Source organism: Bradyrhizobium sp. 134, assembly GCF_023074155.1.
Classification (GTDB): Bacteria; Pseudomonadota; Alphaproteobacteria; order Rhizobiales; family Xanthobacteraceae; genus Bradyrhizobium.
In genome coordinates this window covers 183,643-200,307 of record NZ_JADPKX010000074.1, presented here as the reverse complement: position 1 = coordinate 200,307, position 16,665 = coordinate 183,643, and the positions used below count along the sequence as shown (strand labels likewise).

At 65.1% G+C, this 16,665-nt stretch carries 12 protein-coding genes; all 12 read left to right on the top strand.

Translation table 11 applies throughout. The annotated features are described in order from the left end of the window. The first annotated feature begins 26 nt into the window (after window positions 1-26). The 12 genes from IVA75_RS31115 (at window position 27) to IVA75_RS31060 (ending at window position 16,646) form a co-directional block, all read left to right on the top strand. Window positions 27-797 (top strand): ABC transporter ATP-binding protein, encoded by a 771-nt coding sequence (locus tag IVA75_RS31115; protein ID WP_247288099.1) that lies wholly within the window; start codon window positions 27-29, stop codon window positions 795-797. After that, window positions 797-1,501 (top strand): ABC transporter ATP-binding protein, encoded by a 705-nt coding sequence (locus IVA75_RS31110; protein ID WP_027519516.1) that lies wholly within the window; start codon window positions 797-799, stop codon window positions 1,499-1,501. The genes IVA75_RS31115 and IVA75_RS31110 overlap by 1 nt, the downstream gene beginning before the upstream one ends. Before the next feature lie 13 nt (window positions 1,502-1,514). Beyond that, the gene (locus IVA75_RS31105) at window positions 1,515-2,396 is read left to right on the top strand and encodes a branched-chain amino acid ABC transporter permease (protein ID WP_027519515.1); all 882 of its coding nucleotides are present in this window, start codon (window positions 1,515-1,517) and stop codon (window positions 2,394-2,396) included. Next, window positions 2,393-3,412, top strand: a complete 1,020-nt coding sequence (locus IVA75_RS31100; RefSeq protein WP_247288100.1) for a branched-chain amino acid ABC transporter permease — start codon at window positions 2,393-2,395, stop codon at window positions 3,410-3,412. The genes IVA75_RS31105 and IVA75_RS31100 overlap by 4 nt, the downstream gene beginning before the upstream one ends. Then, the gene (locus IVA75_RS31095) at window positions 3,372-4,322 is read left to right on the top strand and encodes a polyphosphate kinase 2 family protein (RefSeq protein ID WP_247288101.1); all 951 of its coding nucleotides are present in this window, start codon (window positions 3,372-3,374) and stop codon (window positions 4,320-4,322) included. Before IVA75_RS31100 ends, IVA75_RS31095 begins: the two co-directional genes overlap by 41 nt. Window positions 4,323-5,291: 969 nt before the next feature. Beyond that, on the top strand, window positions 5,292-7,622 hold the full coding sequence (locus IVA75_RS31090; RefSeq protein ID WP_247288102.1) for a mechanosensitive ion channel domain-containing protein: 2,331 nt from the start codon (window positions 5,292-5,294) through the stop codon (window positions 7,620-7,622). Between the two features lie 98 nt (window positions 7,623-7,720). Next, complete coding sequence (locus tag IVA75_RS31085; protein ID WP_247288103.1) at window positions 7,721-8,719, top strand: tripartite tricarboxylate transporter substrate-binding protein; 999 nt, start codon at window positions 7,721-7,723, stop codon at window positions 8,717-8,719. 321 nt (window positions 8,720-9,040) lie between these two features. Continuing rightward, entirely contained in the window at window positions 9,041-10,693 is a 1,653-nt protein-coding gene (locus tag IVA75_RS31080) for an NAD-dependent malic enzyme (protein WP_256469496.1), read from the top strand. A gap of 172 nt (window positions 10,694-10,865) precedes the next feature. Beyond that, window positions 10,866-11,258: a BlaI/MecI/CopY family transcriptional regulator gene (locus tag IVA75_RS31075; protein WP_027570822.1), complete on the top strand. Its 393-nt coding sequence runs from the start codon at window positions 10,866-10,868 to the stop codon at window positions 11,256-11,258. Next, window positions 11,255-13,774 carry a M56 family metallopeptidase gene (locus IVA75_RS31070; protein WP_247288104.1) on the top strand — a complete coding sequence of 840 codons (2,520 nt, stop codon included), beginning with the start codon at window positions 11,255-11,257 and terminating at the stop codon, window positions 13,772-13,774. The genes IVA75_RS31075 and IVA75_RS31070 overlap by 4 nt, the downstream gene beginning before the upstream one ends. Before the next feature lie 167 nt (window positions 13,775-13,941). After that, complete coding sequence (locus IVA75_RS31065; protein ID WP_247288105.1) at window positions 13,942-15,393, top strand: DUF1800 family protein; 1,452 nt, start codon at window positions 13,942-13,944, stop codon at window positions 15,391-15,393. Window positions 15,394-15,395: 2 nt separating this feature from the next. Next, the gene (locus IVA75_RS31060; protein WP_247288106.1) at window positions 15,396-16,646 is read left to right on the top strand and encodes a DUF1501 domain-containing protein; all 1,251 of its coding nucleotides are present in this window, start codon (window positions 15,396-15,398) and stop codon (window positions 16,644-16,646) included. Window positions 16,647-16,665 lie beyond the last annotated feature (19 nt).

Genomic DNA, 16,665 nt, shown 5'->3' with positions numbered 1-16,665 from the left:
ATGCGCGCAGAGAGGAGAGCGGGACGGTGCTGGAAGTCAGCGGGCTGGTGAAGCGGTTTGGCGGCTTCACCGCCGTCAACAATGTGTCGTTCAAGGTCAGCCAGGGCGAGATCCTCGGCCTGATCGGCCCCAACGGCTCGGGCAAGAGCACGATCTTCAATATGCTCTCGGGCACGCTGGCGCCGACGTCCGGTTCGATCCTGTTCGACGGCTCCGAGATCGCAGGCCTTCCGCCGCACCGGATCATCAACAGCGGCATCGGCCGCACCTTCCAGATCCCGCGGCCATTCCGCCGCCTGACGATCTTCGAGAACGTCGCGCTGGCCGGCTTCTACGGTCAGGGCCGCCATAGCCGCGTCAAGGCGGAGGAGGCGGCCGAAAGATCGCTGGCGATGGTCGGCCTGCCGACCGATCGGCATGCCAGCGTGGATGGCCTCGGCGCAGCCGGCCTGAAGAAGCTCGAGCTGGCGAAAGCGCTCGCCACCGCGCCAAAACTCCTGCTGGCCGACGAGAGCCTCGGCGGCCTCGACGAGGCCGAGATGGGGCAGGCGGCCGACATGTTGCGCAACATCCGCGACGAACTCGGCATCACCATCATCTGGGTCGAGCACATTATGGGCGTGCTGATGCGCGTCGTCGATCGCGTCATGGTGCTCGATCACGGCGAGAAGATCTCGGAAGGATTGCCAAGCGCCGTTGCCGGCGATCCCCGTGTCATCGAGGTCTATCTCGGCACCGATGCCGAGACCACGCAGGCCGCGGCCGCCGCAGCGCGCCGCCGCGCGGGGGTTCAGTGATGCTTGAGCTCCGCGGCGTCAATGCCGGCTATGGCACCTTCCAGGCACTGTTCGACGTCGATCTCGACGTGAAGGCGGGCGAGGCTGTCGGCGTCATCGGGCCCAACGGGGCCGGCAAGACCACCCTGATGCGCGTCATCTCCGGGCTGATCCGTCCCTCGCGTGGCTCGATCAGAATGGAAGCCGTCGACGTCGTGGCCACGCCGCCGCACAAGATTGTCAGCCTCGGGATCGCGCATGTGCCGGAGAACCGGCGGCTGTTTCCGCAGCTCTCGGTCGACGACAATCTCAAGATGGGTGCCTTCATGCAGGAGGCGCGCGGCCACTATGCCGAGCGGCTGGACGTGGTGTTCGAGCTGTTTCCGCGCCTGAAGGAGCGCCGCCACCAGATGGCCGGCACCATGTCCGGCGGCGAGCAGCAGATGTGCGCGATCGGCCGCGCGCTGATGTCGAATCCAAAGCTGCTGCTGCTCGACGAGCCGTCGGCGGGGCTCGCGCCGGTCGTGGTGCAACAGGTGTTCGAGCTGGTGAAGCGGATCCGCGCCAGCGGGCTGACCGTGCTGATCGTCGAGCAGAATGTGCAGCAGGTGCTGAAGGTGGTCGATCGCGCCTATCTGATCGAGGCGGGCACGATCAGGTCCTCAGGCACCTCGGCCGAGATGCTGGCGAGCGACACGGTCAAGGAAGCTTATCTCGGGGTGTGAGGTTCATGCGGGCATGCAAGCATTTCTGGACATTTTCGACATCTATCTGCTGGAGGCCGTGATCAACGGCATCCTGCTCGGCGGCGTGCTGGCGCTGCTCGCGCTCGGGCTCAATTTGATCTTCGGCGTCATCGACGTGACCTGGATCTGCTATGCCGAGCTGGTGATGATCGGCATGTACGCCATGTACTTCCTGGTGCAGTATTACGGCATCAGCTATTTCCTCGCCGCGCCGCTCACCATCCTTCTGGTCGCCTTGCTCGGCGCGGCGCTGCACTACCTCGTGATCGCGCCGCTGCTCACCGCGCCGCCGATCAACCAGTTGCTGGCGACCGGCGGGGTGCTGTTCGTGCTGCAGAGCTTTGCCACCGTCGCCTTCGGCATCGACTTCCGCAACCTCGGCATTCGCCTGCCGGTGCTCGCCTTCGGCGACATGAATTTCAGCTACGCACGACTTCTGTCCTTCCTGGCCGCGCTGGTCGGCATGGTCGCGGTCTATCTGTTCATGACGCGGACCTTCACCGGCACCGCGATCCGCGCAATCTCGCAGGACCGGCAGATCATGGCGCTGATGGGCGTCGATACCAAGCGCATCTATCTCATCACCTCGGCAATCGGCGGGGGGCTGGCCGGGCTCGCCGCCTGCCTCCTTGTGCTGCAATATGACGTGCATCCCTTCGTCGGCCTGTCGTTCGGACCGATCACGTTCCTGATCTGCGTGCTCGGGGGCCTCGGCAATTTCATCGGCGGCTTCATCGCCGCCTTCGTGTTCGCCGAGATCATCTCGCTCGGCGGCCTGTTCTCCGATCTCGAATGGGGCTATGTGCTCGCCTTCGCCTTCTTCATCGTCATGATGTTCATCCGGCCCGCGGGCCTGCTCGCGAGGCGCCGATGATGGAGCGGGGACGGCTTGCTGCCTGGGCGGTGGGATTGGCGGCGCTGGTCGCGCTGCCTTTCGTCTATCGCGATCCCTATCATCTGCACATCCTGGTGCTGATCCTGATCTGGTCGTTCGCCTATACGTCCTGGTCGATGATGGGGCGGTTCGGCCTCGTCTCGCTCGGCCATGGCGGGTTCATGGGAATAGGCGCCTATGTCACCGCGCTACTCTGGAATCACCTGGGATGGTCGCCCTGGATCGGCATCCCCATCGGCATGGTCGCGGCCGGCGCGCTGGCGCTGATCGTCGGCTATCCCTGTTTTCGCTTCCGCATCACCGGGCACTATTTCGTGCTGGTGACGCTCGCGCTCTCCGGCATTGTGCTCCAGGTCATCACGGCGACACGCGACTACACCGGCGGCTCGCTCGGCTACACGCCGAACCGGGCGGCGGGCAACAAGCTCTGGTCGCTGCAATTCGACGACAAGATCACCTGGTACCTGATCGCGCTCGGGGTCTGGCTGTTCGGCATCGTGGTCTGGCACTGGGTCGACCGCAGCATGGCCCGCTATGCGCTGGAGGCGATCTCGGAGGACGAGGACGCCGCGGCTGCCGCCGGCGTCGACGTCACCGCGGAGAAGCTGAAGATCACGCTGCTCAGCGCGCTGATGACGGCGCTCGCCGGCGCGATCTACTGCCAGTACCAGATGTTCATCACGCCCGACACCGTCAGCGGCATCGCGGTGTCGCTCCAGATGGTGTTCGCGGCCATCGTCGGCGGCCTGTTCGTCTCGCTCGGCCCGACCTTCGGCGCCGTCATCACGATTATGCTGGCCGAGACCCTGCGCATCGGCTTCGGTACCAAGGCGGTCGGCTGGGACAATCTGGTCTACGGCGTGCTGCTCGTGCTTTTCATCATATTCCTTCCGAAGGGCATCCTTGGTAGCTTGCTCGATCGATTGAAGCCGCAACGCAAGGTGCCCCGCGCTCATGAGCAAGAAGTCGTCCAAATCGCTCGCCCAGGAGCTTGACCGCTACATCACGCCATTCCGCTACGATGGGTCGGGCAAGTTTCATCTCAAGGACCACAAGACCGACGAGAAGGGCGACCTCGACAAGGAGAAGGCCCAGGAGATTCTCGATGCCAACATGAAGCGGCTGATCGCGTTTCAGGAGAAGCTCTACGCCCAGGACCGCTGGTCGGTGCTGATCGTGTTCCAGGCGATGGACGCCGGCGGCAAGGATTCTGCGATCAAGGCGATCTTCGAGGGCATCAATCCGCAGGGCTGCGCAGTCAGTGCCTTCAAGGCGCCGAGCAGCAAGGAGCTCGATCACGATTTCCTCTGGCGCCACGCGATCGCGCTGCCGGAGCGGGGCCATATCGGCATCTTCAACCGCTCCCACTACGAGGAATGCCTGGTGACGCGCGTGCACCCGGAGATCCTCGCCAAGGAGAAGCTGCCGCAAAAGCTCCTCACCAAGAACATCTGGAAAGAGCGATTCGAGGACATCTCTGCGTGGGAGCGCTATCTCTCGCGCAACGGCACCGTGGTGCTGAAATTCTTCCTCAACCTGTCCAAGGACGAGCAGCGCGAGCGCTTCCTCGATCGGCTGGAGGATCCGTCCAAGCAGTGGAAGTTCTCCATGGACGACATCAAGGAACGCGCGCTGTGGCCGCGCTACCAGGCGGTCTATCAGGACATCGTCCGGCACACGGCAACGTCTCATGCGCCGTGGTATGTCGTGCCGGCCGACCACAAATGGTTCGCCCGCGTCGTGATCGGGTCGGCCATCGTCGCGGCGCTCGAAAAGCTCGATCTGCGCTTCCCCCGCGCCGACAAGGCCTCGCTGGGCGAGTTCGACGAGGTGCGCAAGGCGCTGGAGAAAGAGGAGAAGGCGGACAAGAAACTAAAAACGCGAAAACAACCCCATGCACAGTAGACGGGGATAACGAAATCAATGACTTGAAGGTCTGCGCGAGGCTTGCGGATTCATTGCGGATTTAACGAAATCGTTTGACCTGTCGGGCAAAACAGGGGCATGATGTCATCATCCCAAATTCCTCAGGACCCGCGCGCCCACCAGTGGCAGAAGCGCTCCACATTGACGGGAAGGGCAGTCTCGTAACTCGCCCACTTTTCGTATTTCGCTGCAGCGAATCCGTCGCAGTGAGATGGAACGCACCCTCAAATGTGATTTGTGCGCCATTGATCTTGCTTGACAGTCCTGCGTCACGGGAGGACCATCGCAATGGTCGCAAACAAGCGACGCGCAACGTCCACATCAAGAGCAAGGGGAGGTCTATGACACCACCTCCGCAGATCCAGCCGCGGTAAGTGCGATGGAGCTCGTTCGGACTATCGCATAGCGGCAGAAAACCGCGAACGGCACGCCGGGCCAAGGTTTAGAGGGCTGCATCAGTGTGGCATAGCCCCTACCTGCCCGGCGCTGTATTCTGCAGCACATCGATTGCATCACACCGAATTATGTCGGATGGCCGTGACGCGGCCGCCGCGCTTTTGACATCCTGATTCTCTCCTCCTCCTCGTCGCGTCATTCCGGGCCGACTCCCGGAATGACGCAGGGCTATTGCATATCGGGGCGATCGCAGATGACGTCTCGGCGGCCCCCGAGCGAGCGCCTTGTCCTTCGAGACGTCCGCTTCGCGGCCTCCTCAGGATGAGGCTTAACTGCATCCATCTGCATTGAAATGCTGCCGCATACGCATCGCTCGCCTTGAGACCGCGGTTCCGGCTTCCTGCACCGCGGCAAATGCCAAGAGAATGTCGCCTCATTGGCCAACTTCCGACACAGCGCCCGGGCGAATAGCGTCAATCCGACATGATGCATGTGCTTCGGCGGTGACGGTCCCGACGTCGCCGTCGCATTCATTTTCCCAGGGAATCCCTCGTGTCGCATAAGCTTGCCTCCGCGCTTCTCGCCGCGCTCTTGATCGCGATCTCATCTCTCTCCAGCACCCGCGCCGCGCCGCCTGCACCTGCGGCAAACAGCGCTGCCGCGTTGTCGCGCGACGAGGCCAAGCGCGCGCTGGAGACGCTGCAGGACGACAAGAAGCGCGCGCAGATGATCGACACGCTGCGCGTGATCGCCAATGCGTCCGGTCCACAGCAGTCCGCGCCCGAGCCAAAATCGCCGATCCCGCTCGCGGCCGACGGCCTCGGTGCGCAGCTCATGCTCACCGTGTCCGAGGAGATCGGCGAAATTTCGCGAGACGTCGCCGATATGGCCAGGACGCTCACCCACTTCCCGGCGTTCTACTACTGGATCGTGCGGACCGCGAACGATCCCGCGGCCTACAATCTCCTGATCGAGATTGGTTGGAAGCTCGCGCTGGTGTTCGGCTGCGCCTTCTGCGCCGAATGGGTGATCTTCCATCTGATCCGCCGCCCCGTCGCGTTCCTGGAAGGGCGCATGCCGCAAACGGCGCGCCTGCCGGTGCAGGTGTTGCCCATTGCCGATCCGCCGTCATCGGTCGCCGATGTCACCCCGGCGCCCGAACTGCAAATGCGCCGCCACAGCCTGGCGCGGGCCTGGCAAATCATGCTGCGGCTGCCGCTCGTGCTGGGACGCTTCCTGCTCGAGCTGCTACCCGTGTTGGTCTTTGTCGGAGTCGCCACGGCGCTGCTCGGCACCGAGATCGGCGAGCCCACCACCGTCCGCCTCGTGATCCTCGCCGTCGTCAACGCCTATGCGTTCTCGCGCGGGCTCATCTGTGTGGTCTGTGTGCTGGCGGGACCGTTCGGCTTGTTTCCGGTCAAGGCCGAAACCGCCGCTTATATCGAGATCTGGGCGCGCCGTATCGTCGGCGTGGGCGTCTCCGGCATCGCCTTTGCCAATGTGGCGCTGCTGCTCGGCCTGCATCGCGCCGGCTATGCCGCGCTCTTGCGCATGGTGATGCTGGTCGTGCATCTCTTCATTGTCGTCATCATCCTGCAATGCCGCCGCCAGGTCGCCGAAGCCATCCGCGCGCCGGCCGACCGGCAGGGGATCGCGGCGCGACTGCGCAACCGTATCGCGGGCGGCTGGCACTATCTTGCCATCGCCCTCGACCTCGCGCTGTGGGCGGTGTGGGCGCTGAACATCCGCAACGGCTATTCGTTGCTGCTGCAATATTTCGTCGGCACCATCACGGTGGCGCTGATCACGCGTGTCGCCATCATGCTGACGCTGGGCCTGATCGACCGCGGCTTCCGCATCAAGCCGGAAATCCTCCAGCGGTTTCCGGGCCTCGAGATCCGCGCCAACCGCTACCTGCCGCTGCTGCGCAAGATCGTATCTGGCGTGATCGCCTTCATCGGCCTGGTGGCCGTGCTCGAAGTCTGGGGCGTCGACGCCATCGTCTGGTTCTATGGCGGCCAGATCGGCAGCCGGCTGATCTCGGCGGTGGTGACGATCGGACTTGCTGTGTTCATCGCAGCTGCGATCTGGGAAGCCAGCAACGCGCTGCTGGACCGCCAGATCAATACGCTATCGCGCGATGGGCACTATGCCCGCGCCGCGCGGCTGCGGACCTTTCAGCCGATGCTGCGCACGGCGTTGCTGTGCGTGATCGCGACCGTCGTCGGCCTCACGGCGCTCAGCGAGATCGGCGTCAACGTCGCGCCGCTGCTGGCGGGCGCCGGCATCGTCGGCATCGCCATCGGCTTCGGCTCGCAGAAGCTGGTGCAGGATCTCATCACCGGGCTGTTCCTGCTGCTGGAGAACACCGTCCAGGTCGGCGACAGCGTCAGCGTGTCCGGGCTATCGGGCGTGGTCGAGAACGTCTCGATCCGCACGATCAGGCTGCGGGCCGGCGACGGTGCCGTGCACATCGTGCCGTTCAGCGCGGTCACGACCATCACCAATGCCAGCCGTGGCGCCGGCAACGCGTCCGTCAGCGTCAACGTCGCCTACAAGGAGGATACCGACCGCGCCGGCCAGATCCTCAAGGACATCGTCGACGAGATGCGCCGCGAGGTGGAATTCCGCAGCCTGATCCGCGGCGATCTCGAGCTCTGGGGCATCGACAAGGTCGACGGCGCCATGGTGTCGATCGTCGGCCAGATCCGCTGCACCGAGGCCGGCCGCTGGCCGGTGCAACGCGAATTCAACCGTCGCATGAAGCAGCGCTTCCAGCACAACGGCATCGAGGTCGCATCGGCCACCCAGACCATCCTGATGCACATCGCGCCGCCGGCTGACAACGCCGCTCATCTGACGCCGCGTCGAGCCGCAGGATAGTGGCGCGGTAAACTTACCGCTTGCCTTGGTCGAACCGGCAGCGTTCACTTCGCCCCAGCCCGCTGACGACATGCGGGCGGCAAAAAAGGGTGGATGGAATGCAGGGGCGGTGGGCTGGACTGCGCGGTCATGTGATCGTCATTTGTGCGTTGTTCGGATGTGCGGCGTGGACCGCTCCTGCGAGCGCGCAGCCGTTTCCGTCGCGGCCGATCACCCTCGTGGTGCCGTTCGCGGCGGGCGGTCCGACCGATACGCTGGCGCGCATCCTGTCCGAACGCATCGCCGCCGAATTGCACGCGACGATCGTGGTCGAAAACGTAGCGGGCGCCTCCGGCAGCATCGCCGGCGCCCGGGTCGCGCGCGCAACGCCTGATGGTACCACGATCACGATCGGTCATTGGGGCACGCATGTGCTCAACGGCGCGATCTTCAAGCTACCCTATGACGTGATCGCCGATTTCGAGCCGGTCGCGACGATCGCGATGGGCACGCAGCTCATCGTCGGCCGGAAGTCGCTCGAGGCCAACACTCTGAAAGAGATGATCGCGTGGCTGAAGGCCAACCCCGGCAAGGTGACTGCCGGCACGGCCGGTGCGGGCACAGGTGCCCACGTCGCCGGTGTCTTCTTCAAGGAGAGAACCGGCACCGACTTCCAGTTCGTGCCCTATCGCGGCGCGGGGCCCGCCATGATCGACCTCGTGGCCGGGCAGATCGACATCATGTTCGATCAGGCCTCGAACTCGCTGCCGCATTACAAGAACGGTGCGATCAAGGCGTTCGCGGTGACGTCGCCGACGCGGCTCGCCTCCGCGCCCGATATCCCGACGGTCGACGAGGCGGGGCTGCCCGGTCTCTACATTTCCTACTGGCACGGCATCTGGGCGCCGAGAAATACGCCGAAGGAGATCGTCACGAAGCTCAACGCGGCCATCGTCACCGTGCTTGCCGACGCTTCCGTCAAGCAGCGGTTTGGCGAATTGGGACAGGAGATTCCTCCGCCCGATCAGCAAACACCCGCAGCGCTTCGAGCCTTCCAGAAGGCCGAGACCGAGAAATGGTGGCCGATCGTGAAGGCCGCCGACATCAAGGCTGAGTAACGCTGTCGCCCATACCACTGACTCATCCTGAGGAGCCCGCGGAGCGGGCGTCTCGAAGGATGCGCCGCGGAGAGCAGGGCCTGCATGATTCGCCCGGCGATGCAAAGCATCGTCCGGAGACGCGCGTTCCGCGCTCCTCACCATGAGGGGCGAGAGCCTCGCGGCGTTAACCTTTTTCGTGCGCACGACGAGCGGTCTGTCACCAAAACCTCGCTGCGGTGCGGGATCACAATGCTTGCCGCAGTTTTCTGCGTCCTTGATCTCAGGTGAGTGCTGGCCGACAATGCTCGCCCTTCAATAAGAAACTCCCTGGGGGAATTCGTGAATAGACCTGCTCGGGTCAGCGCCCATTCGACATCGTCCGATTCCGTGCACGGCATGGCGCTGCTGCGCGATCCCCTGCTCAACAAGGGCACCGCCTTCACAGCGCAGGAGCGCGATGCGCTCGGCCTGCGCGGACTGCTGCCGCCGTGCGTGCTGACGATGGAGACCCAGGTCGAGCGCGTGCTCGTCAACCTGCGCACGCTGCCGACCGATCTCGAAAAATATGTTGCGCTGAATGCGTTGCATGACCGCAACGAGGCGCTGTTCTTCCGCGTCGTCGTCGACAATATCGACGAGATCCAGCCGATCATCTACACGCCGACGGTCGGGCTCGCCTGCCAGAAATACGGCCTGATTTTCCAGCGGCCACGCGGCATGTTCATCTCCTCGCGCGATCGCGGCCAGATCGCCGAGATCCTGAAGAACTGGCCCTATCCGGCCAAGCTGATCGTCGTCACCGATGGCGAGCGCATCCTGGGCCTCGGCGATCTCGGCGCCAACGGCATGGGCATTCCGGTCGGTAAACTCTCGCTCTATTCGGCCTGCGCCGGCGTGCATCCCGAAACATGCCTGCCGATCGTGCTCGACGTCGGCACCAACAACGAAGAGCTCCTGAAAGACCCGTATTATCTCGGCCTGCGCGAGCGGCGGCTCACGGGCGAGGCCTATGACAGCTTCGTCGACGAGTTCATGGTCGCCGCGCGCAAGACCTTTCCGGGAGTGCTGATCCAGTTCGAGGATTTCGCCAACCACTCGGCGTTCAAGCTGCTGCACAAATACCGCGATGAGGCCTGCGTCTTCAACGACGACATCCAGGGCACGGCCGCGGTTGCGCTCGCCGGCCTGTTCTCGGCCTTGCGCGTCAACGGCGGCAAGCTGAAGGATCAGCGCATCCTGTTCCTCGGCGCGGGCGAGGCCGCGACCGGCATCGCCGATCTCGTGACGTCCGCCATGATGGCGGAGGGCGCCTCCGAGGCCGAAGCGCTCCGCCGCAACTGGCTGGTGGATTCCCGCGGCCTGGTCGTTGGCGGCCGTGAAGGCCTGTCCGGTCACAAGCTCCGTTATGCCCATGCCGACCAGGCGCCGATCGCCGACTTCCTCACCGCGATCAGGACGCTGAAGCCGACGGCGATCATCGGCGTTGCCGCGGTCGGCGGCGCCTTCACGCCCGAGGTGCTCAAGGCAATGGCCGAGCTCAACGAACAGCCGATCGTGTTCGCGCTCTCCAACCCGACCTCGAAGGCCGAATGTTCGGCGGAGGACGCCTACCGCTACACCGGGGGCCGCGCGCTGTTTGCCTGCGGCAGCCCGTATGATCCTGTGAAGCTGAACGGCCGCACCTTCGTGCCGCGCCAGGGCAACAACTCCTACATTTTCCCGGGCGTCGGCCTCGGCGTCATCGCCAGCCGCTCGCGGCTGGTGACGGACGAGATGTTCATGGCGGCCGCCCATACGCTGGCCGATTGCGTCGGCAAGGACGATCTTGCGCAAGGCAGCCTCTACCCGGCGCTGCCGCGCATCCGCGAGGTCTCGGTCCGCATCGCTGCCGCCGTCGCCGATGTCGCCTATCAGCGCGGACTCGCGGACGGACCCGCGCCCAACGACGTGAAGGGATTGGTTCAGTCCCAGATGTACGAGCCGAAGTACTGAAGCCTCCGCATCGTCATGCCCGGGACAAGCCCGGGCATGACGACCGCCTAAAGCAAGCCCCGTTCGGTCAGCATCCGATACCATTTCAGGTAGAAACCCCGTTGCGCGGCGCGGCGGTATATGCGACGCTCTGTAGCGCTACAAGAAAATTCGAAAACCAAGGTAAGCCGCCATGGACGATCGTTTGCCCGACCTGGGCGACCTCGAGCACGAGGTCATGCAACTGGTTTGGGCCCATGGTCCTGTCACGGCCGAAATTGTGCGCGAAAAGCTGTCGCGTCGGCTGAAGGAATCCACCGTGCGCACGGTGCTGCGCCGGCTGGAAGAAAAGGGCTATGCTCGGCACACGGTGGACGGACGCACCTATGTCTACCACGCAGCCGAAGCGCGCGCGCGGGTTGCGGCCAAGGCGGTGCAGCGCATCGTCGACTGGTTCTGCAACGGCTCGATGGAGGAGGTCCTCGTCGGCATGGTCGACAATGCAATGCTCGACCAGCAGCAGCTGCGCACACTGGCCGACCAGGTCGCCAAGGCGAAGAAGGCGAGGGGAGTGAAGAAAGAATGATCGCAACTCTGGCGGAGGCGGCGCTGCGCTCCCTTGTGCTGGGAGGCGTCGTCTGGTTCGGCCTCAACCTGTTTCGCGTGCGCAATCCGCACGCTCACATGACGGCGTGGGTCGTCGTGCTGCTGGCATCGCTGGCGATGCCCGTGGTGATGCATTGGCCGACGGTCACGATCACCCGGCTGCCATTGTCGGTATCGGTGCCGGCTGATGTCCTGCCGGCTGACATCTCGATGTTCGAGATGCCGCAGCCCATGCAGCCGATCGCGCCCGGCGCGGCGATTGCTTCCCCGGCGCAGAGCGGCGTCTCGATCAATTGGTGGCTTGTCGCCACAATCGTCCATGTCGCCGTCGCCAGCCTGTTGCTGCTGCGGCTGGCCATCGGCCTCTATCTGACCTGGCGCCTGGCGCGCGCGGCAAGGCCGATCAATGGTCCGCACCTGGTCGACGCCGATGTGCGCGTCAGTCGCGACGTCGGCGGTCCCGTCACGTTTGGCTCGACCATTCTGGTGCCGCCGCAATTTGCCGGCTGGGACGCCAAGAAGCGGCTCGCGGTGCTCGCGCATGAGGGCGCGCATGTCGCCAACCGCGATTTCTATATCCTCCTGCTCGCCTCTCTCAATCGCGCGGTGTTCTGGTTCAGCCCGTTCGCCTGGTGGCAGCTCGCGCGTCTTGCCGAACTTGCCGAGATCATCAGCGACGCCGAGGCCATCGAGGTGATCGACGACCGGCTGTCCTATGCGGAAATCCTGCTTGATTTCGCAAGCACGGTAAACCCGCGGCCGCTCGAGCTCGCGATGGCGCGGGCCTCGACCGTGCGCGCCCGCGTCGAGCGCATCATCGCGACTGCCGCGATGCCCGTCGCGGTCGGCTGGCGCAAGCGAGCGTGGATCGCGGCCGCGATCGTCCCGGCCGTGGTCGTGTCCGCCGGCATGATCGCCTATCGTACCCCGGAGCCTGCGCCGCTCGCCGCGGAAAGCGGCGAGGTGCCGGCCCAGCATTACCGCCCCTTCGTCAATTTCTACGCCATGGGTCCGGCCTCGGTGTTCGCCATCTTCCGCGAAGGTGACGATCTCTCCGGCCAGCTCACCGGGCAGCGCCGGCTGCGCCTGACGGTCGACAGCGACGGCACCGCGTCCTACATGGCTTCGTCGAGCGAGATCACGTTCCCGCTCGATGCGGAACGTCGCTCCTCCGAACTGATGCTGCGGATCAACGGCCGCGACGTGCGCGCGGTGCGTGTCGCCGAGATGCCGGCGCCGACGACTGAACCTGCCTCGCTCGATCAATATGTCGGCTGGTACAGGATTGCGCCGAACCGCGTGCTCACCGTGCGCCGCGATGGCGACCGTCTCTGGTTGCAGGAAACCGGGCAGGGCACGACGCAAATCCTTGCCGAGGGCACTGATGCCTTCTCCTTCCGCGGCGACCATCTCGTGATCTTCCTGCGCGACGAGCAGTCGAGGGTCTCGCGCGTGTTGCTACAAAGTGCGGTTTTCGGCGCCCGTCTTGCGGCCCGCGTCGATGCGGCGGTGGCTCAGGCGGTCGAAGCGGATTTCGCGCGCCGCCTTGCCGAAGTCCCCGATCGCTTCAGGGAGCAGGTCCCGGCCGTCGGCGGCAAGGAGATGATTGTGCGCGGGATCGAGGATCTGCGCGCCGGCACGCCGAACTACGACCGCATGAGCGCGCCGCTCGCCGCCAAGCTCCACCGCCAGCTCAATGAAATGCACGCGACGTTCGTTGCGCTCGGCGGGCTGGAATCGATCTTCTTCCGCGGCGTCGGACCCGGCGGCTACGACATCTACGGCGCGAAGTTCGAGAACGGGACGGCCGAATTCCGCCTGCTGCTCGAGCCCGACGGCAAGGCCGGCGATGTCATCTTCAGAGCCGACGGCAACGACGAGCTCGGTGGCATCGTGCCTTGCTCTGAGGAGGCGAACGTGCGCGGTCGCGCCGGCACCTCGCCGATCAGGATCATGGTCTATAACGAGATGGGCGACGACATCCAGGTCTTCAATCTCGATGCCGACGGCAATCGGAGGACGCAGAGCGTCGTCAGGCCCAACATGACCTGGGCCTCCACCACCACCGTGAACAATCCGTGGGTGATTGCCGACAAGTCGGGACGGTGTATGGAGATCCTGGTGCCGGGTCGGCAAACGCGCTTCCACAATGTCGAGGCCTCAAACCTCGGCGCGCGTCCGGGTCGCGCGGCACGGCGCGCCGTTCCGATCGCCAATGGTGAGGAGATGCTGCGTCGCTACATCGAGGGCGTCGGCAGGGGACAGCCCGACTACGAGCGCATGACGTCCGAGGTCGCCGATATCACACGCGCGCAGCTTCCGTTCGATCAGGCGATTCTAACGCGGCTGGGTGCGCTGCGTGCGGTCTCCTTCCGCGGCGTCACCGCGCTCGACAGCGACATCTATGTCGCCCAGTTCGCCAACGGTTCGGCGGAATGGCGCATCGGCGTCAGAAACGGCACGATCACGAAGATCGCGCTCGGGCCCAATTTCTAGAAGGATCGCCGCCGCTGATCTGCAGGACCGGCGGCTCCCGAGTTGTTGACGGCGCTCTCTCAATCTCCGCTTGCCGGTCTTTGTCGTGAATGCTACAGTATGTAGCATTACGCTTCGTAACTTCCCGCCGACACCGTCGGCAGGCTCGCAAGAATTGGGCATTCGCCATGAGCAGTTCTGCAAAGGCCGAGGCCGTGCTGGCACTTCATCGCTTCGGGATGGGGCCGCGTCCGGGATCGATTGCGGCTCTCGGAACCGACCCGCGCGGCGCGCTGATAGCCGAGCTCGACCGCCCGCTCGTCCTGAACGCCGCCGCGAGCCTTCCCTCCAGCGCAAAGGCCTATCGCACCGTGGCCGATGCCAATGCGCGGCGCGCCGCGCGCGCCAAGCAGGCCCAGCAGCAAGCTAAAAAGCAGCAGGTGGCGGCGACGCCGACCACGTCGGAAGACCAGACGCAAGGCCAGGGAGCGGACAAGGATGCCGCCGAGATGGCGGCCAAGCAGGCGGCCGAGGCCGTTCCGGATCCCGGACGTCCGATCTATTTGCAGGAAGCCAAGCTGCGTACGGAAGCTGCGCTTGCCGCCGACATCGGCTTTGCCGAGCGGCTGGTGTGGTTCTGGTCGAACCATTTCTGCATCTCAGCCAACAAGATCCAGAGCATGTCCGGCGCCTATGAGCGCGAAGCCGTTCGCGCCAATACGCTCGGCCGCTTCGTCGATCTCCTGTTGGCCGTCGAGGGCCATCCGGCGATGCTGTTCTATCTCGACAATCTCGGCTCGATGGGCGCGAACTCGATCGCCGGCATCAACCGCAGCCGCGGCCTCAACGAGAACATCGCGCGCGAGATTATGGAGCTGCATACGCTCGGCGTGCGCGCCGGCTACACCCAGGACGACGTCATCAGCTTCGCCAATGTGTTGACGGGATGGACGCTGGTGCCGCCCGGCGACAATCCCGAGCACGGCGGCGAATTCACCTTCAATCCGCGGCTGCACGAGCCCGGCGGACAGATTGTGCTCGGCAAGCGCTACGAGCAGGAGGACGTTGAGCAGGGCCGCGCGGTGCTGCGCGATCTCGCCGCGCATCCGGCGACCGCGACCCATGTCGCGACCAAACTCGCACGACATTTCGTGGCCGACGAGCCGCCGCCTGTGCTGATCGAGCAGATGGCGAAGATTTTTCGCGACGCCGAGGGCGATCTCAAGCAGGTCGCGATCGCGATGGTGTCGTCGGACGAGGCGTGGCGCGGGCCGCCGTCGAAACTCAAGCGTCCCAGCGAGTGGGGCGTCGGCATGGTGCGCGCGACCGGCATCACGACCGTCGATCCCGTCCGCTTCACCGGCGGCCAGGAGCTGCTCGGTGAAGGGCTGTGGCGGCCATCGGCGCCCAAGGGTTATCCGGAGGACGAGGCAAGCTGGATCGACGGCATTGGCCGGCGGCTCGACATCGCCAACAATTTCGCCGAACGCATCGCGACCACGGCCGATCCGCAAGTGATCATCGAGGACGTCTTCGCATCGGAGATATCAGCCGAGGTGAAGCAGGCGGTCGGCCGCGCCGAGAGCCGGCAGCAGGCGTTGGCGCTCTTGTTCATGTCGGCGGATTTTCAGAGGAGGTGAGCATGGGCGTCGTCAATCATTTGCCCACGCGGCGCGAGCTTCTGGTCGGGTCCGGCGCGCTGTTCGCGTGGAGCCAGATGCCGCGGATCGCGCGCGCCGAAGGGCGCGATCCGCGCCTGCTGGTCATCGTGCTGCGCGGCGCGCTCGACGGCCTTGGCGCGGTTGCGCCGGTGGGCGATCCCGACTGGATCTCCTTGCGCGGCGATCGCGCGCTGGTGCTGGACGGCAAGCCGCCCGCGCTGCCGCTCGATGCTTTCTTCGCGCTCAATCCGGCGATGCCGAACCTGCATCGGCTCTACAAAAGCGGCAAGGCTGCGATCGTCCATGCCACCGCGACGCCCTATCGCGAGCGTTCGCATTTCGACGGCCAGGACGTGCTGGAGAGCGGGCTCATCAAGCCGGGTATGACCAGCTCGGGATGGCTCAACCGCGCACTGCTCGCGCTGGAATCCGGCGGGCGTGTCGACCCGCGCGGCAGCCGCGCACTCGGCATTGGCTCTGTGACGCCGCTGGTGGTGCGCGGTTCGGCGCCTGTAATGACATGGGTGCCGCAGCGATTGTTGCCGGCGAGCGAGGACACGCAGAGCCGCTTGCTCGATCTCTACCAGCACACCGACCCGAAGCTTGCGACCGTGCTCCAGGCCCGCATGAGGCTCGCGTCGCTCGGCGGCGCATCGGGCGCGGGCGATCCGATGTCCGACGATCCAACCTTGGCGCCGCCCGGCATCGCGCGCGTCCGCGCCTATTTCGCCGAAGCCGCCGGCACGGCCGCGCGCTATCTCGCAAAGCCTGATGGTCCGCGTGTCGGCGCCATGGGCTTCGTCGGCTGGGACACGCACATCGCCGAAGGCGCGGCCTCGGGCCAGCTCTACAATCTGCTGGGCGCGCTCGACGGCGCCTTTGCCGCGATCGAGAGCAACATGGGAGAGGCGTGGCGAGAGACGGTCGTGGCCGTCGTCACCGAGTTCGGGCGAACCGCGCGCATCAATGGGACGCAGGGCACCGACCACGGCACGGGCACGGTCGCTTTCTTGATGGGTGGCGGGCTTACCGGTGGCCGCGTCATCGCGGACTGGCCGGGTCTGAAGCCGGCGCAACTCTTCGAGGATCGCGATCTCAAGCCGACCACGGATTTGCGCGCAGTGTTGAAGGGCCTGCTGAGGGATCATCTGCGTGTCGAGGAGAAGGTGCTCGCAGAAGCCGTCTTCCCCGGCAGCGCCGACGTCAAACCGATGGGAGGCCTCGTCGGCTGACGACGGGCTCTCGCAACCG

What these genes read in the sequence shown, in the direction of transcription:
- IVA75_RS31110 (WP_027519516.1), top strand. Translation starts at nt 797, where the DNA reads ATGCTTGAGCTCCGCGGCGTCAATGCCGGCTATGGCACCTTCCAGGCA.
- IVA75_RS31105 (WP_027519515.1), top strand. Translation starts at nt 1,515, where the DNA reads ATGCAAGCATTTCTGGACATTTTCGACATCTATCTGCTGGAGGCCGTG.
- IVA75_RS31100 (WP_247288100.1), top strand. Translation starts at nt 2,393, where the DNA reads ATGATGGAGCGGGGACGGCTTGCTGCCTGGGCGGTGGGATTGGCGGCG.
- IVA75_RS31095 (WP_247288101.1), top strand. Translation starts at nt 3,372, where the DNA reads ATGAGCAAGAAGTCGTCCAAATCGCTCGCCCAGGAGCTTGACCGCTAC.
- IVA75_RS31085 (WP_247288103.1), top strand. Translation starts at nt 7,721, where the DNA reads ATGCAGGGGCGGTGGGCTGGACTGCGCGGTCATGTGATCGTCATTTGT.
- IVA75_RS31075 (WP_027570822.1), top strand. Translation starts at nt 10,866, where the DNA reads ATGGACGATCGTTTGCCCGACCTGGGCGACCTCGAGCACGAGGTCATG.
- IVA75_RS31070 (WP_247288104.1), top strand. Translation starts at nt 11,255, where the DNA reads ATGATCGCAACTCTGGCGGAGGCGGCGCTGCGCTCCCTTGTGCTGGGA.
- IVA75_RS31065 (WP_247288105.1), top strand. Translation starts at nt 13,942, where the DNA reads ATGAGCAGTTCTGCAAAGGCCGAGGCCGTGCTGGCACTTCATCGCTTC.
- IVA75_RS31060 (WP_247288106.1), top strand. Translation starts at nt 15,396, where the DNA reads ATGGGCGTCGTCAATCATTTGCCCACGCGGCGCGAGCTTCTGGTCGGG.